The 24,127-nt window shown below is 62.2% G+C and carries 15 protein-coding genes; 11 read left to right on the plus strand and 4 right to left on the minus strand.

The window, feature by feature from the left end; all coding sequences use genetic code 11:
* Window positions 1–5: 5 nt before the first annotated feature.
* Both GJE22_RS06825 and pyk read left to right on the plus strand, forming a co-directional pair.
* Window positions 6–857, plus strand: coding sequence for a class II fructose-bisphosphate aldolase (locus GJE22_RS06825; RefSeq protein WP_019128889.1), 852 nt, complete (start codon window positions 6–8; stop codon window positions 855–857).
* Between the two features lie 704 nt (window positions 858–1,561).
* Window positions 1,562–3,022 carry a pyruvate kinase gene (pyk, locus tag GJE22_RS06830; RefSeq protein ID WP_235895846.1) on the plus strand — a complete coding sequence of 487 codons (1,461 nt, stop codon included), beginning with the start codon at window positions 1,562–1,564 and terminating at the stop codon, window positions 3,020–3,022.
* A 498-nt stretch (window positions 3,023–3,520) separates the two neighbouring features.
* Here pyk and GJE22_RS06835 read toward each other — a convergent pair whose 3' ends face one another.
* Window positions 3,521–4,603, minus strand: coding sequence for a threonine aldolase family protein (locus tag GJE22_RS06835; protein ID WP_144688578.1), 1,083 nt, complete (start codon window positions 4,601–4,603; stop codon window positions 3,521–3,523).
* Between the two features lie 317 nt (window positions 4,604–4,920).
* On the opposite strand from GJE22_RS06835, the gene hisS reads away from it, so the two are divergent.
* Complete coding sequence (gene hisS / locus GJE22_RS06840) at window positions 4,921–6,234, plus strand: histidine--tRNA ligase (protein WP_144688579.1); 1,314 nt, start codon at window positions 4,921–4,923, stop codon at window positions 6,232–6,234.
* Window positions 6,235–6,521: 287 nt separating this feature from the next.
* Window positions 6,522–9,236 carry a phosphoenolpyruvate carboxylase gene (locus tag GJE22_RS06845; protein ID WP_407923530.1) on the plus strand — a complete coding sequence of 905 codons (2,715 nt, stop codon included), beginning with the start codon at window positions 6,522–6,524 and terminating at the stop codon, window positions 9,234–9,236.
* Window positions 9,237–9,688: 452 nt separating this feature from the next.
* Here the strand turns inward: GJE22_RS06845 and GJE22_RS06850 are convergent, their stop codons facing one another.
* Both GJE22_RS06850 and GJE22_RS06855 read right to left on the minus strand, forming a co-directional pair.
* Complete coding sequence (locus GJE22_RS06850) at window positions 9,689–10,849, minus strand: helix-turn-helix domain-containing protein (RefSeq protein ID WP_186297440.1); 1,161 nt, start codon at window positions 10,847–10,849, stop codon at window positions 9,689–9,691.
* Window positions 10,850–11,137: 288 nt separating this feature from the next.
* The gene (locus GJE22_RS06855) at window positions 11,138–12,208 is read right to left on the minus strand and encodes a type IV toxin-antitoxin system AbiEi family antitoxin domain-containing protein (protein ID WP_144688581.1); all 1,071 of its coding nucleotides are present in this window, start codon (window positions 12,206–12,208) and stop codon (window positions 11,138–11,140) included.
* A gap of 340 nt (window positions 12,209–12,548) precedes the next feature.
* Here GJE22_RS06855 and rplM point away from each other — a divergent pair, with 340 nt between their 5' ends.
* From rplM to GJE22_RS06880, 5 genes are all read left to right on the plus strand, one after another.
* Entirely contained in the window at window positions 12,549–12,992 is a 444-nt protein-coding gene (gene rplM / locus GJE22_RS06860) for a 50S ribosomal protein L13 (protein WP_019128896.1), read from the plus strand.
* A gap of 3 nt (window positions 12,993–12,995) precedes the next feature.
* Complete coding sequence (gene rpsI / locus GJE22_RS06865) at window positions 12,996–13,391, plus strand: 30S ribosomal protein S9 (RefSeq protein WP_019128897.1); 396 nt, start codon at window positions 12,996–12,998, stop codon at window positions 13,389–13,391.
* Window positions 13,392–13,730: 339 nt separating this feature from the next.
* Window positions 13,731–14,228 (plus strand): PTS sugar transporter subunit IIA, encoded by a 498-nt coding sequence (locus GJE22_RS06870; RefSeq protein WP_019128898.1) that lies wholly within the window; start codon window positions 13,731–13,733, stop codon window positions 14,226–14,228.
* 66 nt (window positions 14,229–14,294) lie between these two features.
* Entirely contained in the window at window positions 14,295–15,026 is a 732-nt protein-coding gene (gene nagB, locus GJE22_RS06875) for a glucosamine-6-phosphate deaminase (RefSeq protein WP_144688582.1), read from the plus strand.
* A gap of 697 nt (window positions 15,027–15,723) precedes the next feature.
* Window positions 15,724–18,825, plus strand: a complete 3,102-nt coding sequence (locus GJE22_RS06880; protein WP_186297441.1) for an AfsR/SARP family transcriptional regulator — start codon at window positions 15,724–15,726, stop codon at window positions 18,823–18,825.
* A gap of 102 nt (window positions 18,826–18,927) precedes the next feature.
* Here GJE22_RS06880 and yhbY read toward each other — a convergent pair whose 3' ends face one another.
* The gene (gene yhbY / locus GJE22_RS06885; RefSeq protein ID WP_087185904.1) at window positions 18,928–19,227 is read right to left on the minus strand and encodes a ribosome assembly RNA-binding protein YhbY; all 300 of its coding nucleotides are present in this window, start codon (window positions 19,225–19,227) and stop codon (window positions 18,928–18,930) included.
* Window positions 19,228–19,744: 517 nt separating this feature from the next.
* On the opposite strand from yhbY, the gene GJE22_RS06890 reads away from it, so the two are divergent.
* Entirely contained in the window at window positions 19,745–22,879 is a 3,135-nt protein-coding gene (locus GJE22_RS06890; protein WP_144688584.1) for a vitamin B12-dependent ribonucleotide reductase, read from the plus strand.
* A 478-nt stretch (window positions 22,880–23,357) separates the two neighbouring features.
* A complete protein-coding gene (locus GJE22_RS06895; RefSeq protein ID WP_144688585.1) occupies window positions 23,358–24,095 on the plus strand; it encodes a hypothetical protein in 738 nt (245 codons plus the stop codon).
* The last annotated feature ends 32 nt before the right edge of the window (window positions 24,096–24,127 follow it).

Consider the following 24,127-nt stretch of genomic DNA (forward strand, 5'->3'; position numbering starts at 1 on the left):
ACACAATGCTCGTTACCACTAAGGAGATGCTGCTCGACGCGCAGAAGAACCACTACGCTGTGGGCGCCTTCAATGTCGAGAACCTCGAGTTCGTGATGGCGGTCCTCGCCGCCGCGGAGGAGACCAAGTCTCCCGTGATCATGCAGACCACCCCCGGCACCATCAAGACTGCCGGCCTCGACTACTTCTACGGCATGGTGGCCGCCGCTGCCGCCCGCACCGACGTGCCCGTGGCGCTGCACCTCGACCATGGTGACGGCTACGACCGCTGCATGCAGGCCTTCCGCACCGGCTACACCTCCGTCATGATCGACGGCAGCCACGAGTCCTTCGAGGACAACATCGCCCTCACCGCGAGCGTTGCCCGCGCCGGCGCCGCCATGGGCGTGCCGGTTGAGGCCGAGCTCGGCAAGGTTGGCGGCAAGGAGGACGACGGCCCGGCGGTCGAGGGCGAGAACCCCTACACCGACCCCGAGGAGGCGCGCGAGTTCGTCGAGCGCACCGGCTGCACCTCGCTCGCTATTGGCGTGGGCACCGCGCACGGCGTCTACACCGAGACCCCGCACATCGAGCAGGAGGTCGTGAAGGCCATCCGCGCCGCCGTGGATGTGCCGCTCGTGCTGCACGGCACCTCCGGTGTGCCCGATGAGCAGGTTGCCGAGGCCGTGAAGAACGGCATCTGCAAGGTGAACTACGCCACCGAGCTGCGTCAGGCCTACACCAAGGGCTACATGGCCTTCATGGCCGAGAACCCCGGCGTGTTCGATCCGAAGAAGCCCGCCAAGCAGGGCATGGCCGAGATCACGAACATCGTGAAGGTCCGCATGGAGAACCTGGGCTCCGTGGGCCGCGCGTAAGCTCGAAGCCTTCCTAACTTCCGACGGTGGCGCCGGAGGTTCCACGCCGATGTCCTTGCGCTTTGCGCTGCGGATTACGGTTTGGGAACCTTCGGCGCTACTTGCATCTAGAGGCTTCAAATAGGGGATGGGAGTGCCGTGGTAACGGGTTCGTTGCAGCAACAGAATTGGAGCGGCAACGGGGTCGGCGCCGCGGCAGTAGCGCCGCCCGAGCGTCTTCTCGCACATTCATCCTCCCGCATAGCATCGCATTTTCAGGCAGGAATTCGCAGTATAGAGGGGTTATTAATAGCTTCATTTTGCGATTATCTGCCCGAAAACTTTTTCGTCTAGTGGGGGATAGCCTGGTTGGGGGTTCGTTCTGATGGAAGGTTTCGCCCGGCTGGGTTCGCCCGGCTGGGTTCGCTCGGCTGGTCTTGTCCTGTTGGAGGGTTCCATCCAGCTGAGGGTCTGTTCTTCCAGGGCATACGTGGCCCATGGGCGGCCAACGCAACCTTCGTGCAAACAACAGGCAAATATTTGGTAAGAACTTCGTAGGACCTGCGCCATGCTGGGGGTTCTTGCTTTATGGTCTGAGGGGATGCAGAAAATGCGCGCGTCGCGTCATATCATTTCGACGTGCGATTCTCTACTATAGACAGTTGGAACGGGCCAGCGCCGCGCCGCTCCGCAGGCTATGACGAACGGCTCAGATGGAGGAATTCATGAACAAGCGCACCAAGATCGTATGCACCATGGGACCGGCGTGTGACGACGAGAACATCCTTCGTGAGATGATTCTTTCGGGCATGAACGTCGCCCGCTTCAACTTCAGCCATGGCAGCCATGAAGAGCACCATGAACGCATGGAGCGCGTGAAGCGCATCTCCCGCGAGCTCGACATCCCCGTGGGCATCCTGCTCGACACCAAGGGTCCCGAGATTCGCACCGGCTTCCTTGAGGGCCATGCCAAGGTCACGCTTGTTGCCGGCAGCCAGGTTACGGTGACTGCCGCCGAGACCTCTGAGGAGCTCCAGGGCACCGCCGAGCATTTCTACCTCGACCACCTCGAGCTGCCGCGCGAGGTGCACGAGGGCAGCACGATTCTCATCGACGACGGCCTCATCGGCCTCACCGTTGATAGCGTCGAGGGCCAAGACATCCTCTGCACCGTTCAGAACGGTGGCGAGCTTGGTGAGAAGAAGGGCGTGAACGTGCCCAACGCGAAGCTCTCGCTACCGAGCATCACCGAGCAGGACCGTTCGGATATCCTCTTCGGCTTGGAGGAGGGCATCGACTTCATCGCTGCCTCCTTTATCCGCGATGCCGATGGCGTGCGCGAGATTCGCCATCTCTGCCGTGAGAACGGCGGCGAGCACGTGGACATCTTCCCCAAGATTGAGTGCGCGCTGGCGGTCTATCACTTCGACGAGATCCTCAAGGTGTCCGACGGCATCATGGTCGCCCGCGGCGACCTGGGCGTAGAGGTGGCACCGGAGGTGTGCCCCACCATCCAGAAAGAGATCATCGCTAAGTGCAACGCGGCGAGCAAGCCGGTCATCACGGCCACGCAGATGCTCGATTCCATGATTCGCAACCCGCGCCCCACGCGCGCCGAGGTTACCGACGTCGCCAACGCGATTAACGACGGCACGGATGCGGTTATGCTGTCCGGCGAGTCCGCCGCTGGCAAGTACCCGCTCGAGGCCGTGCGGATGATGGCGAACATCGCGCTCACCACCGAGGCGACGATTCCCGAGCACAAGCCGTTCGATTTCGACCTTATCGATCCCGGCCGCAACCGCGTGAATGCCGCCGTGGGTCTCTCCGCGGTGACCACGGCGTTCAACGTGGGCGCCAAGGCCATCCTTACGCCGACGAACTCTGGCCGCTCCGCGCGCCTCGTGTCCAATTTCCGTCCGGTGCTGCCCATCCAGGCGGCTACGCCCAACGAGTGGGCCATGCGCAAGATGACCGTGTACTGGGGCGTTGAGCCCAAGCTTTCCGGTCACACCGTGGGGAGCATCGCGTACGTGGTTAACAACGCGATGGTCGAGGCCAAGGAGTCTGGCATCGTGAACAAGGACGACCTCGTTGTCGTGACCGCCGGTGACCCCGCGATCCCCGTGATCGTGCCGGGCAGCCAGGTGTCCACCAACGTGGTCTACGTCGCGCAGGTGCTGTAAGAGGCCTCGGAGCGCGAGGCGGGCTGGGGCGGGGCGCACCGTGCCCCGGTGGACGCCGCGATCCGGCGGGCCGTGCCCCTGCCGCCTTCTGAATATGATCGCTGCGATGTGCAGGCGGAGGTCCAGAATTGGGCCTCCGCCTTGTGCGTTGCTGCCGCCTTTTCCCGCAGATGGTCGTTGCTGGCATATCGGTGTTGAACGAGCGTCGCCGATTTGGAGTTGCATGAGGCCGCAACGCGTCGAATGCGGCAGATATGGAGTTATCGGCAGCGTCCCTCTCGCTCAGCGCTGCAGATACGGAGTTATTAACGGCGAGCGCTGCAGATACGGAGTTAAGGACGTCTGCCGGGGCCGGTAACTCCAGATTTGCAGCGCTCGGCGCGGGTAACTCCATATCTGCGACATCGAACGGCGCGTAGCCCCTTATCTGCAGAGCTGAGCGGCAGCGTGCACGCACCGGGCCGGGCGAGTGCCGAGCGCACCGGCGCGACGGCCGTCCTACTCCTTTACCGACCGGGCGAAGGCAACGGCCTCGGCGACTGCGTTCTGCGGGGTTGCCCAGCTGGTCACGAAACGGACAAGCCCGCGTCCGGTACCGGAAGGGTCGTCGGCCGCCATGGGCTCGCAGCCGAGGCCCTCGGCAAGGCGCGCCGCTTCTCCCGGCGTGGCCCAGAAGAACTGCTGGTTGCCCGTTGTCGAAAGGAGCGGCTCATAACCGGCGTCTGCGAGGCCGCGTGCGAGCTCGACAGCGCAGGCGTTCGCATGCCGTGCGAGCTGCCAGTAGAGCACCTCGCCTGCCGCATCGCGCGTTGCGGGGTCAAAGGCCGCCTCGTACATCACGCCCATCACGCGCCCCTTTGCGGTGAGCTGCCCCGCGCGCTTGGTGAGGTAGGGGAGCCGTTCGATGGCGTGTCTGCCGCGCGCGGTGCGCGGGCTCACCACGAGAGCTTCGCCGAAGAGCATGCCGTTCTTCGTTCCTCCCAAGGTGAACGCGTCTGCTCGCTCGGCGATGTGCTGAATGGTGAGGTCTGTGCCCGCCGCCATGCAGCCGCTTGCCATGCGTGCGCCGTCCACGTAAACAGCAAGCTCGCGCTCGGCGGCCCAATCACAGAGTGCGTCGAATTCGGTGCGTGTATACACATATCCGAGCTCGCTTGTCTGCGAGAAGTAGAGCATGCCGGGGCGCGTGGTGGCGGCGCCGTTTGCCACGCTGGCGGCCCAAAGCGGCTCCATGCCAGAGCAGGTGAGGCGGCCCAAGGGGTCGTGCGTGGCCAGGAGGCGCCGTCCGTGCGCCTCGATCGCGCCCGTCTCGTGGATGGTGGGGTGTGCGTCGGCGGCGCAGAGCGGGCCCTCGAACTCCTCGGTCAGGCTCGTGATGGCGAGGATGTTCGCTGGCGTGCCCCCGGGAACGAAGGTGACGGAGGCGTCTGGTTGCCCGATTTCGGCGCGGATGAGCTCGGCCGCCCGGGAGCAATGCTCGTCGGCTCCGTAGCCCACGCATTGTTCGAGGTTGGTTCGCACAAGCGCGTCGAGAATCGCGGGCGCGGCGCCCTCGCTGTAGTCGTTGCGGAATTGATGCATGGGTGCCTCTTTCATACGCGTCGGTTCGTGCGGCTGGATTGAAGGTGCGGCAGTGGGCCGGCGGCTGCTTCAGGGCCGAGGGCCGCTTCCGGCTCATTTGCCACGCCTTCATCGTCAACTCGACAGTTTACTCCGACTCCGCCATCGCGGCCCATTGCCAATTTATGTCGAGATTGCCCTTGCGGGTGGGCTCGGTTTGCGAGGGAAAACTCGCGCCCATATAATAAGTGCCCGAATAGCACGAGGCCGTGGCGCGAGCGAGCTTCTCGGGTAGGCTGACTCGCCGCGCAGGGCGATTGACGATGGGAAGGCATGCCATGCAGGCACAGAAAGCAGAGGGCACCAAGGACCTGATCGGGCGCGAGATGCGCGCATGGCAGCGCATGCAGCGCGTGGCTGCCGAGGTGTTCGGGCCGTACGGCTTCGAGCCCGTGGAGACGCCTGCCATCGAGCAGGTCGACGTGTTCGTGCACGGCATCGGGCAATCCACCGACGTGGTGCGCAAGGAGATGTTCCGCGTATTCTCGGGCGCCAACCTTGAGCGCGCGCTTGCGGAGGGCACGGACGCCAAGCTCAAGGCCAAGCAGCGCCTCGCGCTTCGTCCCGAGGGCACGGCCGGCGTGGTGCGCTCCGTGGTAGAGAACAACCTCGTGCCGCAGGGTGCCTCGCCCGTCAAGCTCTACTATGCCGAGGCGATGTTTCGCGGCGAGCGCCCGCAGAAGGGGCGCCTGCGCCAGTTCCACCAGGTAGGTATCGAATGGCTCGGCGCGCCCGATCCGGCGGCGGATGCCGAGTGCATCATCATGCTCATGGAGTTCTACCAGCGCCTGGGCTTCGACCTCTCCAAGCTGCGCCTGCTCATCAATTCGATGGGCGATCCGGCGTGCCGGCCTGCATACCGCGATAAGGTGCGTCAGTTCATCCTCGACCATGCGGACGATATGTGCGACGAATGCCGCGAGCGCGCAGAGCTGAACCCGCTGCGCGCCTTCGATTGCAAGAACGACCATTGCCGCGAAATCATGAAAGACGCCCCGCTCATGCGCGATGAGCTGTGTGACGAATGCCGCGTCCACTACGAGCAGGTTAAGCGCTACCTCGATGCGGCGGGCATCGCCTATATCGAGGACCCGACCCTCGTGCGCGGTCTGGACTACTACACGCGCACGGTCTTCGAGGTAGAGGCGCCGGGTGCAGGCGTGGGTTCCATCGGCGGCGGCGGGCGCTACGACGGGCTCGTGGAGCTCGAGGGGGGCAAGCCGACCCCGGGCGTTGGCTTCGCGGTGGGCTTCGAGCGGGCCATGCTCGCACTCGAGGCGTTCGGCGTGGAGCTTGGCGACGAGCTCGAGCCCTGCGTGTACGTGGCGAACGCCGGTGACGAGCTTCGCGGTGAGGTGTTCGGCATCACCCATGAGCTGCGCCAGGCGGGCGTGCGAACCGAGGCAAACTATCAGGGCCGCTCCCTCAAGAGCCAGTTTAAGCAGGCCGATAAGCTCGGCGTGCGTCTCATCGCGGTGGTGGGTGGCGATGAGCTTGCCCAGGGCGTCGTGCGTCTGCGCGACATGGCAACGCATGACGAAGCGCTCGTTGCGCGCGATGAGCTCGTTGAAGAGGTTCGCGCGCGCTTGTGAGCCCCTAAGGCTCGGCTCTAGGCTGCAGCTATAGTCGTGGTTCGCGGGTCGCGGGACCCCGGTTGCAGCTATAGTCGTGGTTCGCGATATGAACAGAGATATGAATAGTCGTTATCGCTTCGGCGGCATGCGGCCGCAACGGAGCAACTTGCCTATAATGTGACGCGGCGTGCCCATTGTGGGATGTTCCCGACCAGTAAGGAGGCACCGTGGAGAGTGTAAGCAACGGCGGCTATCTAGGCGGCGAGGTGGCGGAGCATAAGCTCGGCGCTGCCGACACCGACCTCGTGATCAGAAGCTACGCTGAGATCGAGCTGCCCGAGAGCCTGCGCGATAACCTGGCGCTTTTCATGCGCTTGGAGCGGCAGGTGCTCCGCGACTACAGTCCGAAGCTTTGCGACACCTTTGATCAGCTGCTCAACAACGTGACCCGCGCCAACGAGGGCGATCCGGGCGGCATGGCGGCGGCTGAGACCACCGACGGGGAGGGTGTCCCGACCGCGGACACCGAGAGCGCCCGCGCGTTCCGCGATGCGGTGGCTATGCTCGACAGTCTTGATATCGACGAGAAGCAGATGGTGGTGCGCGCGTTTACGTCGTTCTTCCATCTGGCGAATCTCTCCGAGGAGAACTATCGCGTGGAGACGCTCCTTGAGCGCGAGCGCGAGGTTTCTATCGACTCTGCCATCGATTCGTCGAATGAGCTCACGGTTGCCTACGACCAGCTCGTGCGCGAGATGGGGGGCGGTCCGGCGACGCAGCTCTTGGCCAAGCTCGAGTTTCATCCGGTCTTTACCGCGCACCCCACCGAGGCGCGCCGCAAGGCCGTCGAAGGCAAGATTCGTCGCATTTCGCAGCTGCTGGTCGAGCATCCGCGCCTTGGCGGCTCAGCTCTCGTGGAAAACGAGCGGCATCTCTTGCAGGAGATCGACGCTCTCGTGCGCACGAGCCCCATCGCGGTGAAGAAGCCGACGCCCGTCGAGGAAGCCGATACCATCATCGATATCTTCGACAACACGCTCTTCGACACCATTCCCGAGGTATATCGTCGTTTCGACGACTGGGTTCTGGGCGAGTATGCCGGCTCGGTGCCGCCGGTGTGCCCGGCGTTCTTCCATCCCGGTAGCTGGATCGGTTCGGATCGCGACGGAAATCCCAACGTCACCGCTAAGGTATCGCGGCAGGTAGCGGCTAAGTTCGCTACGCATATGGTTCAGAAGCTTGCCGAGAAGTGCCGCCGCGTGGGACGCAACCTCACGCTCGAGGCACGCTACACCAAGCCGTCCGACGAGCTGCTGAACCTCTGGAACCATCAGGTCGAGATGAGCGAGGTGCTCACGAGCCGCGCCGATGCCATCAGCGCGTCCGAGCCGCACCGCGCCGTGATGCTCGTCATGGCCGATCGCCTCGACGCCACGGTGCGTCGCAATGCCGACACCATGTATCGCTCGGCCGACGACTTCCTGGCCGATCTGCGCATCGTGCAGCGCTCGCTTGCCGATGCCGGCGCACCCCGCGCGGCGTACGGTCCGGTGCAGACGCTGATCTGGCAGGTCGAGACATTCGGCTTCCATATGGTCGAGATGGAGTTCCGTCAGCATTCGCTCGTGCACACGCGTGCGCTGGCCGATGTGCGCGAGCATGGCCGCCACGGCGACCTTGCGCCCATGACGCGCGAAGTGCTCGATACGTTCCGTGCGATCGGTTCCATCCAGAAGCGCTACGGCGAGAAGATGGCGCACCGCTACATCATCAGCTTCACCAAGAGCGCCCAGCACGTGGCCGACGTGTACGAGCTCGCTCAGCTTGCCTTCGCTCACCCGGAGGACGTGCCCGCGCTCGACGTGATTCCGCTCTTCGAACAGCTCGAGGACCTCGAGGGCTGCGTCGACGTGTTGAACGAGATGCTCGAGCTGCCCGCCGTGCAGAAGCGCCTAGCGCAGACCAATCGCAAGATGGAGGTCATGCTCGGGTACTCGGACTCGTCGAAGGACGCCGGCCCCACGACCGCTACGCTCGCGCTCCACTCCGCGCAGGCGCGTATCGCCGAATGGGCAGAGAAGAACGATATCGACCTCGTGCTCATGCATGGCCGCGGCGGCGCCGTGGGCCGCGGCGGTGGTCCCGCCAACCGAGCGGTGCTCGCGCAGCCCAAGGGCTCAGTTAACTGCCACTTCAAGGTGACGGAGCAGGGCGAGGTCATCTTCGCGCGCTACGGCAACCCGCTTCTGGCCCGTCGCCACATCGAGAGCGTTGCCGCGGCGACGCTGCTCAACTCCGCGCCTTCCGTGGAGCGGACCAACACCGAGACCACCGAGCGCTATGCAGAGATGGCGGAACGCCTGAACGATGTCTCACATGACCGGTACCTCGACCTGCTGAACACCGACGACTTTGCGCCGTGGTTCTCCATCGTGACGCCGCTTACCGAGGTGGGCTTGCTGCCCATCGGCTCGCGTCCGGCCAAGCGCGGCCTGGGGGCGCAGTCCCTCGACGACCTGCGCACCATTCCGTGGGTGTTCTCGTGGTCGCAGGCGCGCATCAACCTGGCGGCTTGGTACGGCCTGGGAAGTGCTTGCGAGTCGCTCGGCGACCTTGAGCTTTTGCAGCGCGCATACCGTGAATGGCCGCTTTTCAGCACCTTCATCGATAACATCGAGATGTCCATCGCGAAGACCGACGGGCGTATCGCCAAGATGTATCTGGCGCTCGGTGACCGCGATGACCTTGCGAAAAAGGTGTACGACGAGATGCAGCTCACGCGAAAGTGGACGCTCGCCATCGTGGGCGACGCGTGGCCGCTGGAGCATCGCCATGTGCTTGGCCGGGCGGTACGCGTGCGCAACCCCTATGTGGATGCCTTGTCGCTCGCACAGGTGCGCGCGCTTCGCGTGGTGCGCGAGCAGCAGGAAGAGCTCTCCGAGGAGGCGAAGGCGGAGCTGTTGTCGCTCATCCTTTCGACCGTGACCGGCGTTTCGGCGGGGCTTCAGAACACGGGGTAAGCGAAGGCCGTTCGCTCCCGACGGACCCTGCCCCTATCGACCGCGCTCGAGCAGTCCTGCGCAAGACGGAGGCCCCACTGGGGCCTCCTTTGCGTGCGGAACTCGCGCTGCCGATATGGTCAGAGGTCTTGCGCTTACGTTCTCCAACTTGAGGGCAGAGAAGGCACGCGGTTTTGCTGTGAAACTGCGCCAGCGCGATATGTCCGCCCGTCCTGCGAAGCTGCGCCAGCGCGATATGTCCGCCCGTCTTGCGCTTACGGCCTGCGACTTAGATTGGGAACGTGATAGTTGGCAGTGCGGTGGTAGGCAGTGTCGCCGCTGGATTGCGTTTGTGCTTCTCGAGATGATTGTCGTACAAATTGTTGCTTTTGACGTTGAAAATCGTCCATTTCATTCGACAATTTTCGCGATGCGCTGAGTGGTGTCGCGGCGGCATCAGGTGATCAGGGCCTTCACTCAGCATCGAGTCGTTTTGCGAGAGCCGCATACTCGGGGCTCTGCGCGAGAGCTTCCCAAAGGCGTGCGTCGAGAATCATGTGTCGAGCGGCTTCGGGGTAGTGGGCGTAGCTTGCGCTCTCGCGCATATGGGCAAGCGCTTCATCGTCGGTAATCGCGGGCAGCATGTTGCTTGCGACGCGGTCTCCCAGCGGGTTCTCCGGAATGCGCCCGTTGCCGAGTGCGCACACCTCATCTGTCGCTCGCTCGAGCAGCTCGAGTGTCGCCGCGTCATCGCCGAGCGTGTTCATGGTCGTTGCGGCGGCGATATGCATAGCAGGCAGCGTTGGCGCGGAGCGATGAGAGAGGTCGAATGCGCGGTCGATTGCTTCCATTGCATGGACATATGCGGCGACCTCGGTCGTGGATGCTGCGCGCGTTAACAAGGTTCCTGCAAGCGAGGTTAGCTCTAAAGCGGATGCCGTCACGCATGCGGCGAGCGTCTCTGCAGCTTCTTCCTGCTCGCCGGCGGCCAGCTGCGCGGAGGCGAGTTCTGTTCCTACGCGATGCGTTTGCGCTTGGTAGAGTGGCGTGAGCCGCGCAATCGCTTCGGCGGGGTTGCCCGTGAGCACGGAGGACGCCGCGCAAACGCGTGTGGCATCAGCCATGAGCTCCGCGTCGTTGCATCCATCAAGCACCGGTTCGCAAAGCGAGCGTGCGTCCTCAGCGAGTGCGCGCATCGTCTCTCGCGCACGTTCTTGTGCCTGCTCGTCATCGGGCGCATCCTGATAGGTGTCGAGCGCCACGCGGTTTGCAGCGCTCAGCAGCTCTGACGCCAAGCGAACGAGCAATTTCCAGCACGAACGATGCTCGCGTGCGCACATTCGAACGTACGTCGCCCCTTTAGACGCATCGGCAGCGAGCTTCTCGCGGGCGGTTCGCGCGCACGTCTCGATTTCGGCATCGGTGAGGTGGGCTCGCCAATCAAAGAGCTCGTCGATACTGAGCGCGAATTGCGCCGCAATGCTTGGTAGCAGCGCCGCGTCGGGCATGCTCTGGCCAAGTTCCCACTTGGAGACGGCTGCTTTGGTTACTCCTAAGCGGCGAGCGAGTTCTTCCTGCGTGAGGCCGAGCGCTTTGCGTTCGCGGGCAACGACAGCTCCTATACGGTTGTCCATGTCGCTCCTTTCGCTTGGAAACGATACCCGGATGCATCCTGCAACCATTGTGCGATGGATAAACCGGCAGGTAAAGCGAGCAGTAGTTGACCTTTGCGGCTTGCTCGTCAACCGTGTGGTAGCCGGCGCGCACGTCCAGCGCGACCGACGCGGCAACCGGCAACCAGGCGCGCGGGCGCCCTCGCACGACCGCAGCCCTGCAGGCAGTAGATGTCGACGGACCCAAGTGCCCCGTGCTCCAGGGCTCTTTGCTAAGATAATCGTCGTAAAGTTTGTCGATAATTGCATTCAAGAAGCGATAAATTGTTCGATAATTTCTTTTGGAATCCTCATTTCCTGATACAAGAGGGCAGTGCGCGGAGATTTCGCTCCCAAACGCTTGATGGCGTCAGCAACATGCGGATCGCGCGGAATCCCATAGGCGGTGAGCTTCTCTACGAAGCGTTTGGTGTTGATGAGGTCTTGGTACGAGAGCCGGAGTATCGGCATGCGGTACATGGTGAGCTGCGCCTCGCGGTGTTGCTCGTCGGCCAGCGCGCGGATGGCCGTTTGGCCGCGCCGCGCTGCGTCTCGGGCGTACTTGATCATGCCGTCGACCTCGCCAATAACCGACCGTCCGCCTGCATGCTGCCAGAAGAAATCGACGCGATACGAGCGGTCGGATTCAAGCGGGCGCGGAAGCTCGACCTGGAGGTCCGGTAGCGCGAATCCTTGGGTAATCATGAGTGCTCGAGCCACTGATTCCGCCCAGCTCTCGCTGCGAGCGTTAGCGTAGCTCAGGGTGCCGATAGCGCGGCTGATGTTGGCGCACCCTTTGCCGAAGCGCGCGAACGCGTCCTGAAGACGCTGCGGCCCGCTGTTCAAGAGCGCAAGCCCCCGGTCAGCGAGAGGGAGTCCCTCGGCAAACGTGCTTGAGCGGAGGCAGTCAAACAGCGTCCGCTCGAGCGAGGTGACGCGCACACCCTCGACGACGGTTTCGCTGTCCCCCTCGATGACGTGCCAGATGACGTTGCCGCCAGACCGTCGCATTGCGCGCGTGTTCACGACATGAACCGCATCCATGCGACGGTAGGTGAGTGGCAGCCCCCACACAAGAGCTGCGGATTCATGGCAAAACGTCCACGAGGGGTTCAGCTTCTGCAATCCGCGTACGATATGGAGCGCTTGCTCGTCGGGGCGAAGCGCATTCCAGTATGCCGTGCGAGCAAAGAGCGAGCGGCGCGGTCGCACCACGTGCCCTGCGCGTGCCCGTTGGTTCAGCAGGCGGGCCGTGCGCTCACTTGGGGCAGCCAGACAGGTTTTGGAACGCTCTGCCTCGGCAAATAACCGGTCAAGTTCCTGGTCAACAGCCCTGCTCATACGGGCCTCCCCACATAGCCGAAAGCCATAAAGCGCCACAACGGCGTGCGATGGCGCAACGTTGCACCCCATCTCTCAGAATTATCGAATAAATTGTAGAAAGTAGGAACGAAAAATCGATAAAAAGTTCGATAATTTAGCCACAGAGAACGCCTCAACGGCATAGAAAGGTCATGTGCGAAAAAAGCCCCTGTGGAGCAAGGCCGGCTTCCACCACCTTCGGGATGCGAAGACTCTGAGAAAAATCGTTGACCCTGCAGCTAGATGCGGTATACTTCTACGGTCATTTGCAGAGCCCCGTGAATCTCTGTTACGACACGTCTTATTGGAGGAGTCCGAAGTGATTTCAAAGTCGACTCACTACGCCAAGCAGGGTGAGGTCGCCCGCAACTGGGTCCTCATCGATGCTGAGGGCAAGGTGCTCGGCCGTCTGGCCACGCAGATCGCCATGATCCTGCGCGGCAAGAACAAGCCGCAGTACACGCCCAATTCCGACTGCGGCGACTTCGTGGTGGTCATCAACGCCGATAAGGTCCAGCTTACCGGCAACAAGGCCGACCACAAGACCTACTATCGCCACACCGGATACAACGGCGGCCTCAAGGCTGAGAGCTTCCGCACGGCGATGGAGAAGCACCCGGAGAAGGTCATCGAGCGTGCCGTTCGCGGCATGCTCCCCAAGACCACTCTTGGTCGCAAGCAGCTCGCCAAGCTCAAGGTCTATGCTGGCTCCGAGCATCCGCACGCTGCGCAGAATCCCGTCAAGATCGAGGTGGAGGCATAAGCTATGGCTGAGAACACCGTTGTCTATCAGGGCACCGGGCGCCGCAAGAACGCCGTGGCCCGTGTCCGTCTCGTTCCCGGTACCGGCAAGGTGACCGTCAACAAGCGTGATGCTGCCGAGTACTTCGGCCGTCAGCAGCTGCTCGATGGCGCCCTCGCCCCCTTCAAGGCGACCGATACCATGGGTTCTTTCGACGTCATCGCGCTGTGCGATGGCGGCGGCATCTCCGGCCAGGCCGGGGCGCTCCGTCTGGGCATCGCCCGTGCGCTCCTCGCTGCCGGCGATTACCGTGCTGACCTCAAGCGCGCTGGCTACCTGACCCGCGACTCCCGCGTGGTCGAGCGCAAGAAGTACGGCCTCAAGAAGGCCCGTCGCGCTCCGCAGTTCTCCAAGCGCTAAGGTCTTATCGGCGTTATACCGATTCCTTTGCGGAGCCCACCGACTCGATCGGTGGGCTCTTTTTCTTTGCGCGTTCTCGCGGGCAGACGGTTGTGCGAGGGATGGGGCGGCGACGCGCCCGCGCGTGGGATGACCATGGCGCGTGGGAGGGCGTGCCGTGCCGGCGGGCGGCTGCGCGAGGGGCCGCGCTGGCAGGTCGCCCGCGCGAAGGTATCGCCGAGCGCTTCAAAGCGGGGGCGGCGACTCGATGGGTTCGAATGCTCCCCGCTCCATTCGATTTGCGGTACGATAGTGCCGATTCAATTCCGTCTGAGCTCATTGGTTGTTCCAAGGGGGATCATGCTCAAATCGTTTTTGAAATCGCTTCGCCTGCACGGGCGCGATAGCGTGCTGCTTTCGCCTCTGGCCGGCAAGGTGATCCCGCTCTCAGACGTCAAGGACCCCACGTTTGCCTCGGGCTCGCTTGGCGATGGCGTCGCGATCGAGCCGACGGGCAGTAAAGTTGTTGCGCCCTCGGATTCAAAAATCCAAGCGATTTTCCCCACGGGCCATGCCGTCGCGCTCCATACGAACGAGGGGCTCGATGTGCTCATCCACGTTGGGCTCGATACCGAAAAACTCGATGGCCGCCATTTCACCGTCCACGCTGCGGTAGGCGACACGGTCAAGAAGGGCGACGTCCTCATCGAATTCGACCGCGACGCGATATGCAAAGAGGGGTACGATATTACCGCACCTATTCTGATATGTAATTCCGTCGAGTTTTCCAGCATCAAGGGGAATGTTGGGGACACGGTTTCTGAGCTAGAGCAGCTCATCACGGCGCGCGAGCGGTAGCGCGCGGAACCTAGGCACGTCGAGCCAATCGGGCTCGCAGTCATACCCAGGTGAAAGGGGTTCGGTATGTTGAAGATCGTCAGCGCGCGCGACTACGATGACATGAGCCGCAAGGCGGCCAACATCATCTCCGCTCAGGTCATCCTGAAGCCGGATACGGTGCTGGGCCTTGCCACGGGCAGCACGCCCATTGGCGCGTATCGCCAGCTCATTGATTGGTACAAGAAGGGCGACGTCGACTTTTCCCAGGTTCGTACCTATAACCTGGATGAGTACCGCGGCTTGAGCCATGACGACCCGCAGAGCTATCACTATTTCATGCGTGATAACTTCTTCGATCACATCAACATCGACCTGAACAACACGCATGTGCCCGATGGCGCCAATCCGGATGCCGAGGCGGCCTGCGCCGAGTACGACAAGATGGTTGCCGATGCGGGCTACCCCGATCTTCAGCTTCTTGGAATTGGCAACAACGGCCATATCGGCTTCAACGAGCCCGATGACCACTTCTCCAAGGGCACGCATTGCGTCGACCTCACCGAGTCCACGATCAAGGCGAACAGCCGCCTCTTCGAGCGTGAGGAGGACGTGCCGCGTCAGGCATACACCATGGGCGTGCAGACCATCATGTATGCTCGCATGATTCTCGTGGTCGCCAACGGCGCGGCCAAGGCCCAGGCTGTTCACGATATGTGCTTCGGACCGGTTACGCCGCAGTGCCCCGCCTCGATTCTGCAGCTGCATCCGAACGTCGTCCTCGTTGCCGACAAGGAAGCGCTTTCGCTCTGCGAGTAGGGTGAAATAAAGAGGCTCATAGGGGTCATTCCGCCTGATTGGAAAGGGGCGCTCTCTTTGCTGGGGGAGCGCCCCTTCTTTGCATGGAGGGCTCCGCTTTCGATACCGCCCAAGTTCATTCAGGGCACGGTTTATGAGAGAGCATAGAAGAGATCGTGCTCGATAAAGGCTTTTGGATGTCGCGTAGGCTCTTTTAGGGCGCAGCCGCTTGACACGATGGCTAGCTGTTCCATCGTGGATGGCGGCCGCGCCTTTTGCTGTTGGGTGGGTGGCAGTGCATGATTCTCTATCCTGTGCAGTTTTCAACAGAGCTTCTAGGTTTTTCAACCGAGATGCGTCGGAGCTGGCTGCAATCTGAACAAATGCTGGTAAGAACGGGTTCTCACGGCATGTAGAGGAGTGTTCCTAGTTGGTCCAAGTGTGCAATCAAAATTCTGTGAGAGGGGTTGCATAATACGTAGACGGTTTTGTGTGAGACCACGAATGTTTCATTTGTGTTGCACGAGATATCGGGTGAACCATTACACGGCCCATTAACTGCTATAACGCGAGAACCATTTATTGACACATTAATGTACCCCCACCTAAACAAAATCTGATCCTATTCTAAATCGGTGCGATGTTTGCAGGGACACGTCGCGGTATGTGGTCGCATGTCCCGGTACCGTGTGTTGTAGGGAAGGATGAGGAGTTGGGGATGAACACGACGGTAAAGAAACGCAAGAGCTCAGCGCTTTCAACGAAAGCAAACAAGACGGGTCGTAGGCGCATGCGCGAGACGGAGGTTGGGCGCGTTCACGACGCGCAGTGGCCGTTGCCCATGGGGCCGAGTTTCACGGTTGCGAGGACGCAGCTCATTCGAGAGATGGTCCGGTCAGTGCGACGATCGGGGGTCGTCGTGCTATGCGCCCCGAGTGGATTCGGCAAGACTGCACTGCTGCTGCAGTTTGCCGACGAGGTGCGCAGAGATCCCGGTAGGGGAACGGTTCGCGTGGTCGATGCGCGAGAGGCGATGCTCGACGAGTTGATTGTTCAACTCGATACGATTGAACGTGAATGCGCGCAGGTGCTGCACCCGGTCATTGCCATCGACGACCTTCCCGCTTTCGAGGGCGAGGCGGCAAAGGAGTTTGTCGCCCATGTGCGCGGCATGCGCGAGCAAGGTGTGGAGTTTGCCATCGCCTGCACGCCATTGGCTGGAGAAACGGTGCGGTTGCTCTCAGATTCTGCGAAGCTCACGGCCAAACAGCTCGCGGTGCGCCCGCGCGAGTTCGCTGAGTGGTCGCGCGTGCTCGCCATTTCCAGCAAACTCGATGTCTATAAGCTCACCCAGGGCGTACCGGCGTTGGTGGCGGCCTTGCAGGCGACAGTCGATACGATGGGGGAGGAGCGGCAACCGCTTGCCACGGCGACCTGCAATCTGTACAGCTCGGTCCTCGACGAGCTGGAGCGCGCCGATGATGCGATTAGAATACTTGCGGAAACGCTCCTCCTCGTGGGAAGTGGATCCCTGAGGGATTTTGCGGCGGCGGGAACGCCGGTAGATATGTCGTGCCTGCAGCGGCTCGTGCACGATTATCCGGTTTTCGGATACGATGCCGCGACGAACAGCTTCGCGTGCATGGGGGCAGACGAGGGCGTTTTGCAGCCAATAGGAGAGCGTATCGCGAAGGGCATGCCGCAGATTGTGCGCCGTGCCGTGCGCATCCAGGTGAGAGCAGGGAGAGCGGGCCGGGCGGTTGAGCTTCTGGACCGATTCCTATCGCCTGCCGACGCTCTCCATGTGTTGTCGCACGATCCTATGCGATTCGTGCTTTCAGGGCAGGCCCCCTTCATCAATAGGATTATCGGCGGGTCGAAAGGTTTGGAGGAGCAAACGAATGCCGATCCCAACCTCGAGCTTGCCGTGTATGGCGCGGCGCTCATTTCGGGCGATATGCGCCTTGCTCGCACCTTGGCAGGTACGTTTGCGATACAGGCGGAGGGCCTTGCTTCGCACGTTGATCGGCATGATTGGGAAGTGGCCCGCGCATTGGGGTCTCTTTGGTCCTCCTGTCGTGGCGTCGGGCTTCCGGAGGTTTCGGGGTTCGCGGCGCTTTCTCCGGACTCCTGCCAAGATGCAGAAGCGCTTGCCCTTCATGAGCGCTGTTTTCGCGGCCTCATCGAGCAGGGAACATGGACGGGCGAGGTCGAGCGCTTCCTGGAGCGCCGGGTTGGAAAGCCCTTTCCGCTCGCCTCGGATTCGGTTGCCTGCGGGATTGACATTCCGAATCTTCTGCTCACCTGCGATGCGCTGCTTGCGGAGGCGCTCACTGGGGTGCTCGGCCGCATCGACGAACGTGATAGCGCACTTGCGGCGCTCGTCGAGCCGCTCCGTGAGCAGCGCCTGCTGCCAATCTTGAACCACGTGCGGCTCGTGTGCTCGGTCCGAAGGCTTCTTTCGGGCACCCCGCTGGTCGACGAGCAAGCGGTGGTAGACGCCAACACGCTGGCGGTGAGGACGTCCGACCTGTCACTGCAGCTGTTCAGCACGATTATGGAAGGGTGGCAGGATCTCACGGTCAATCAGGCGGGCAGCGCGCGGTTTCGCGGGCAGCAGGCGGCAAGGCTGGCCGATGCCCGCCATCCGTTTCTAGCACGCGGAGCGTTCTTTCTCGAGCGGGTAGCGAGCCTGCGCAGCATATCGCAGCTCGCCATTCGGGAGGAAGCAGGCGCGATCGATCTCAACCGGCGCGATGTAGATGCCGAGGATGCGTGGGCTTGCGCGCTCTACCTGTCCGCAGCCCATTGCGATGCGGAACTGACGGCTTGGTGCTCGCTGCAGAAGGATACGCTGTTCACTCCTTCGTTCAGGCTGTTCGCACGCTTGGCGCTTTCGGTGATGGGCGAGAAGGCGGACGCACTTCGAAGGATGCTGCCTCGCCCCATGCTTCCGTACTACATCTTGGATGTCGGCGTGGTGCCCGCCCCATTGTTCGACGAGCCCGATCGCGCGGCCAAGCAGGAAGAGGCAGTGGGGCACATTACCTTCCGCATGCTCGGAGGGTTTTCGATTGAGCGCAACGGGCACATCATCACGTCAAACATCTGGAAACGCAAGAAGACGGGCATGCTCGCGGCCCGGCTTGCCCTGGCACAGGGTGGGCTTGTTGATCGTCAGGTGCTGTATGACGAGTTCTGGCCCGAGATGGATTACAAGCACGCTCGCGAAAACCTCTACGCAACGGTATCGATGCTTCGGCATTCGCTCGGCGAGAACGGGAAAGATGGCCCGCAGTACATCGTGCTTCAAGGGGGAAGCATTGGCGTCAATCCGGAGTTCATTTCTTCAGATGTGCAGTTCTTCGAAAAGCTCGCGCGCATCGTGCTGCTCGGCCATGTGCAGCTCAGCGCTCCGAAGACCATAGAGCTCTGCCTGCGCATCGAGCAGCTCTATGCAGGGCCGCTATTTGTCCCCACGGACGGCGTCACAACGTACTTCCAAAGGATGAAGCACGTGTTGCAGTCGAAGTTCATCGACTGCATGGTTCGCGGGATAGATGTTGCCCTCGCCGAAGAGGATCTGACCTCGGCACTTTGGATGGCAGAGGCTGGTCTTCAACAGGATGCAACGAGAGAAGACTTGATGCGCAGCGCAATGCACGTTTACGACGAGCTGGGACGGCGAAAGGATATCGTGGAGCTCTACGGCGCGCGCATGCAGAGCTTGGAGATGCAGGGGAAGGGAGGCCCGGAGCCGGAGACGAAGCGGCTCTACCGTGAAATCATCGAACGGTATCGATTGCGAAGCATCATATAGTGGCGATGATGCTCGTCCGCGCGGTCCGGCTGGGCCTTGGGGCCTGGCCTCGTGGTCTGGCCGAACATAATCCGGCTGGGCCTTGGGGTCTAGCCGGTGGAGCTAGTCGAGCTTGATCTTCTCGACGTCATCTCGGGAAGTTTCGCGGTAGATCGAGAACTTCCTGCCGATAACCTGGACGACTTCAGCACCGCAGCGCTCAGCGAGTTCGTTGGCGGCTTCGCGGACGTCGAGGCTCGAGGTGTCGAGCACTGAGCATTTGATGAGCTCGTGTGCCTCGAGCGCGGCGTTCGCCTGCTCGACCGTGCCGTCGTTCACGTCTCCCTTGCCGATGATGATGGTGGGATTAAGATGGTGCGCCAAGCTGCGCAGCTGCCTGATGTTCTTGCCGGTCAATGCCATGGTTTTGCTCGCTTTCCGGGTGTGCTCGCATGCATGTTCTATAAGCCCGAACACGATACCGTAAAGAGCCGGTCAACGGCAAGGATGCATGCGAGACTTCACAGCTTCCGAGCAGGGTGGTCCTCACGTTTCACGTGGGCGGGCCCCCCCGCCCGGCGGCGGCTATCTCCAGGACGGCGCCGTGTGGCGTCGGGGGGTGCAGCGCGTATCTTGTGTGAAGGACCTCGTGCAGAGAACAAGGAGGGCGTGGTCTCTGCCTGCGTCTTTTCGGTGCGTGCGCGGTGCGTATTTACCCGCGCCGACGTTTGCGCAGGAAGCACTCAAGGCCATCAACTATATGTTGTGATACCGTTCACGGAATGACACAAGATATTGGATGCGTGTTGACGGGATGTTGATAGAATCGAATACAGCTGTCGCGGCTTCGGCTCTTGGGCCGGAGTCGGTCCTATTCTGTCCGCACGCGGCGCAATACTCCATGTACCGCGAAGCGCCCTCAAGAAAGCGAGGCATATCCATGGCGACCACGATTGACGAGCTCGTAAGCCGCCGGTTCACAAGCGACCTCGAGCGGCCCGAGAATGCCGGGAAAACCGTCTACGACCTGTTTGACTGGTCGAAGCGCGACGTGCTTCTCACGGACTACAAAACGGGCAAGACGCTCTGTGAGATGCACGATCTTGAGTTTCCCGTGAGCTATTCCCAAAATGCGGTGGATATCATCGCGTCCAAGTATTTTCGCCGCGCCGGCGTTCCCGGCACCGAGCATGAGGTGTCGCTCCGCCAGGTGGCGCATCGCATGGTCGATTTCTGGGTCGCCGCGCTCATAGAAGAAGGCATGATCGAGGAGGGCGAGCAATCGCAGATACTGTATGACGAGCTCGTTTACCTCATCTTGGACCAGCGGTTTGCCCCCAATTCGCCGCAGTGGTTCAACACCGGGCTCAAACGTTCGTACGGCATAGCCGGCGAACCTCAGGAGATGTATTACGTAGACCCTCAGAGCGGTGAGGTCGTCGAATCGATTGACCAGTACACCCGAACCCAGGCAAGCGCGTGCTTCATCGTGAGCGTCGAAGACAAGCTGTTGGGCGAGCACTCGATCTCGGATGAATATGTGACGGAGACCAAGCTCTTCAAGGGCGGGTCGGGCACCGGCTCCAACTTCAGCGCGCTTCGCGCCGAGGGCGAGAAGCTCTCGGGAGGCGGCGTTTCGAGCGGCGTCATGAGCTTCTTGCGCGGCCTCGACCGCAACGCCGACGCCATCAAGAGCGGCGGCACCACGCGCCGGGCCGCAAAGATGGTCTGCCTTGATATCGACCACCCGGATATCGAACAGTTTATCACGTGGAAGGCGAAAGAGGAGGACAAGGCCCTCGCCCTCATGAAGATGGGCTACGACGGCGATATCAACGGCGAGGCCTATTCCACCGTCTCGGGCCAGAATTCCAATAACTCGCTGCGCATTGACAACGAGTTCATGGCGAAGGTCATGGAGCTGCCGGAGAACCCCGAGGTGACCTACGAGCTCAAGGGGCGCGTGGACCCGTCGTTCGATCACGAGGTTTCCGTCAAGCACATCTGGGACACGTTTAACGAGAGCGCGTGGCGTTGCGCCGACCCCGCCCCGCAGTTCAGCGACACGTTCAACGAGTGGCACACCTGCCCGGGCGGCGAGGACGGTGTGGTGGGCGCGAGCTACAACCGCCTGAACTCCACGAACCCGTGCGGCGAGTACGCATTTCTTGACGATTCGAGCTGCAACCTCGCATCGATCAACGTCTATCGCTTCTACGACCCCGCGACGGACCGCTTCGATGTCGAAGGGTACGAGCATGCAATCGACTTGATCCAGCTCGCGCTCGAGGCGTCCATCGCATGGGGCCAGTTCCCCACGAAAGACATCGCACGCAAAACCTATCGTTTCCGCGCCACGGGCCTCGGCATCTCTAACCTTGCGAGCCTGCTCATGGCGAAGGGGCTGCCCTATGATTCTGCTGCCGCCCGCGCCCTTGCCTCGGCACTTGTGGGCACGCTGACCGGGCGCAGCTACACCGCTTCCGCCATCATGGCACGCAAGGTAGGGCCGTTCGATTGCTTCGATATCAACAAGCGCCATATGATGCGTGTGATTCGAAATCACGCGCGTGTGGCAGGCGCCCGCAACGATGCCTTCGAGGGCCTTACCGTCGAGCCGCCCATCGTGGACTTCGATCTGCTCACCGCTGCGGGCGAGGAGGAGCTCGCCTCGGCGCTCATCGAGAGCTGGACGTTTGCCGAGGAGCTCGGCGAGCGCTACGGGTATCGCAACGCGCAGGTGAGCGTCATGGCACCGACGGGTACCATCTCGTTCGCTATGGACTGTGGGGCCACCTCCATCGAGCCGTTCTTTAGCCACATGGCGTACAAGAAGCTCTCGGGCGGCGGGTTCATGACCATCGCGAACCCGGTGATCGGCGATGCCTTGCACCATCTGGGTTACACCGAGGACGAGGTGGAGGACATCCTCGCCTACGTGCAGGCAACGGATGAGAATGGCATGATCGTTGACGGCAAGATCGAGGGGGCACCGCATCTCAAGCGCGAGCATCTGCCCGTGTTCGACACGGCGAATGTTTGCGGCTCGGGCGAGCGCTTCATCGCTCCGCGCGGGCACGTGCTCATGGTGGCGGCGCTCACACCGCTCGTCTCCGGCGCCATTTCCAAGACGGTGAACTTGCCGCGCGAGGCTACGGTTCAGGATTTCAAAGACGTCATCATGCTCGCCTGGCAGACGGGTTGCAAGGGCATCACGCTCTATCGCGACGGCTCCAAGAATGCGCAGCCGCTCAACACGACGCTTGCCGACGACACCGACGAGAAGGATTTGGGCGAGCTCTCGCACGAGGCGCTGCTCGCATATGCGCGCGATGCACAGGGGCGCCTCGCCACCGCCCAGAAGCCTGCCCAGCGTAAGCGCATCGTGGGCATCCGCGACGGGCGCACGCATCTGGCGCAGATCGACGGCGTGAAAATCTACACGACGGTGAACCGAAACGATGCGGGCAAGATCTCCGAGCTCTTCGTAACGACCGACCGTGAGGGCACGACCATCATGGGCCTTTTGAACTCGCTTTCGAAGACCATCTCGGTCATGCTGCAGTACGGCATTCCGCCGGAGAGCATCTCCAAGATGCTGCGCGGTCAGATGTATGAGCCCTATGGCTTTGTTCAGAGCCATCCGAACATCAAGTACGTGACGAGCATCTCGGACCTTATTTCCAAGGTAATCGATATCGAGCTAGGGGACTACACGCGCGTGCAGGTGAAGCCTGAGGGCTGGAGCCAGATTGCTGGCGCCACGCCCGCTCCGCCGGCGGCCGTGCCGCGCGTGGCCGAGCCCGATCCCGACGAGGAGCCTGTAGCCACCGAGGAAGAGCTTTCGCGTCTTACAGCGGTGAAGGAGCAGGAGCTTGCCGAAGAGACGGGCGCTGTTGATACCGGCGATGTCTATACGGCGGCTTTTGTGAACGAAGCCGTGCATGACGCCGCCCTTCACGGAGAGCGCCTGTACGACGGAAGCACCTGTCCGACCTGCGGAAGCTCCCGCATGGTGCAGAACGGAACGTGCAAGGTGTGCATGGACTGCGGTACCACGACGGGGTGCAGCTGATACCGCTCGATGCCCATACGCGTCTTGGCATCCGGGTGCGTTTGCCATTCGGATGCCTGTCCGCGCGGTATCGTCTGACTGCGAGGTGTCGTTCACCTAGATTAAGAGCGCCTGGCCGCAATCCGTACCTTTTTAGTGGGGAGCCGGGGCTTCGAGGCGCGCGATGGTAAGCTGAGGGCTCGTTACGCGAGACAAGGGAGTTCTCATGTCACGAGAATCCAAGCCCTCTCAGCCTCATCAGGCACCATCTTCTCGGCAGCCTGTTCATCGCTCCGCGCCTGCCGCGGGCGGCTCCCAGTCCCGGGCAGCCCATCGCTCTGTGCCCACCCAGTCCCAGGCAGCCCATCGTTCCATGCCTCCCGCTCGCGGTGCCCAGTGCTCTGAGGCCGCTTATCGTTCCACGCCTGCCGCTGGCGGCGCCCATCGCCCCGCGCGAACTGGAGGCATCCACCGTTCCGCGTCCGCTGCAGGCGCCCATATGCGCGCGCCCGAGCGCGAGGTCCCTCGGCCTGCGGCGTCTGTCGGCCGCACCGCTGGAGCCCATGCGAGCGGCGCTGCTCAGGCGCCTATCAACGCCGTTGACGCGGCTCACCGGGCCGCCCGATCCGACGCCGGGCAGGTTGAGCGGTTCCGTCGAGAGGCGGCCGGGCATGCGGTTGCTGCAAAAGCATCGCCTGGGGCGGGCAGATCGGGCCGCGCGCTCGTAGTCGTCTCGGTGCTCGTTGGCATTGCGCTCGCGGTGGCGTTGCTCGTGGTGGTGGGCAGCGCGGTGGTCGGCGCCTTGTTGCAGGACGAGCAGCCTCGTACTGAGGTTGCAGCAAACGATAGCGCGGCGAGTACAACGCCCGAGGACGTGTTTGTGCTCGCTGCGGACGGCGGGACGATAGAACTCGATGGTTCGGTCTACTCGCTCGTCTCGTCCGGCGACGGGTATTCCTTTGCAAGCCAGCGAGTGGGCTCGACGGATGAGCCCATGGCGCTTTTTGAGGTCACGGGAGAGCCGGTCGGCTTCGCGATCCATCGCGGCACGTTTTATGTGGTGTCAAATGCGGACGGCTCATGTTACGTGCAGTCTTTCGTTCCGAGCGACGGGTCGATCCCTGCGGATTACTACAGCGGCACGGGCACGATTTCGACCATCGATATCAAGAATGCGCAGCTCATTCTCACCGATGATGCGGGCGAGCAGTACGCTATCGATTTGCCACGGGGGTAGGCTGTGCCCTGGGGTTGGCTCGCGAGGCAGGC

Source organism: Enorma shizhengliae (genome assembly GCF_009676995.1).
Classification (GTDB): domain Bacteria; phylum Actinomycetota; class Coriobacteriia; order Coriobacteriales; family Coriobacteriaceae; genus Enorma; species Enorma massiliensis.

What these genes read in the sequence shown, in the direction of transcription:
- GJE22_RS06825 (WP_019128889.1), top strand. Translation starts at nt 6, where the DNA reads ATGCTCGTTACCACTAAGGAGATGCTGCTCGACGCGCAGAAGAACCAC.
- pyk (WP_235895846.1), top strand. Translation starts at nt 1,562, where the DNA reads ATGAACAAGCGCACCAAGATCGTATGCACCATGGGACCGGCGTGTGAC.
- GJE22_RS06835 (WP_144688578.1), bottom strand. Translation starts at nt 4,603, where the DNA reads ATGCATCAATTCCGCAACGACTACAGCGAGGGCGCCGCGCCCGCGATT.
- hisS (WP_144688579.1), top strand. Translation starts at nt 4,921, where the DNA reads ATGCAGGCACAGAAAGCAGAGGGCACCAAGGACCTGATCGGGCGCGAG.
- GJE22_RS06850 (WP_186297440.1), bottom strand. Translation starts at nt 10,849, where the DNA reads ATGGACAACCGTATAGGAGCTGTCGTTGCCCGCGAACGCAAAGCGCTC.
- GJE22_RS06855 (WP_144688581.1), bottom strand. Translation starts at nt 12,208, where the DNA reads ATGAGCAGGGCTGTTGACCAGGAACTTGACCGGTTATTTGCCGAGGCA.
- rpsI (WP_019128897.1), top strand. Translation starts at nt 12,996, where the DNA reads ATGGCTGAGAACACCGTTGTCTATCAGGGCACCGGGCGCCGCAAGAAC.
- GJE22_RS06870 (WP_019128898.1), top strand. Translation starts at nt 13,731, where the DNA reads ATGCTCAAATCGTTTTTGAAATCGCTTCGCCTGCACGGGCGCGATAGC.
- nagB (WP_144688582.1), top strand. Translation starts at nt 14,295, where the DNA reads ATGTTGAAGATCGTCAGCGCGCGCGACTACGATGACATGAGCCGCAAG.
- GJE22_RS06880 (WP_186297441.1), top strand. Translation starts at nt 15,724, where the DNA reads ATGAACACGACGGTAAAGAAACGCAAGAGCTCAGCGCTTTCAACGAAA.
- yhbY (WP_087185904.1), bottom strand. Translation starts at nt 19,227, where the DNA reads ATGGCATTGACCGGCAAGAACATCAGGCAGCTGCGCAGCTTGGCGCAC.
- GJE22_RS06890 (WP_144688584.1), top strand. Translation starts at nt 19,745, where the DNA reads ATGGCGACCACGATTGACGAGCTCGTAAGCCGCCGGTTCACAAGCGAC.
- GJE22_RS06895 (WP_144688585.1), top strand. Translation starts at nt 23,358, where the DNA reads ATGCGCGCGCCCGAGCGCGAGGTCCCTCGGCCTGCGGCGTCTGTCGGC.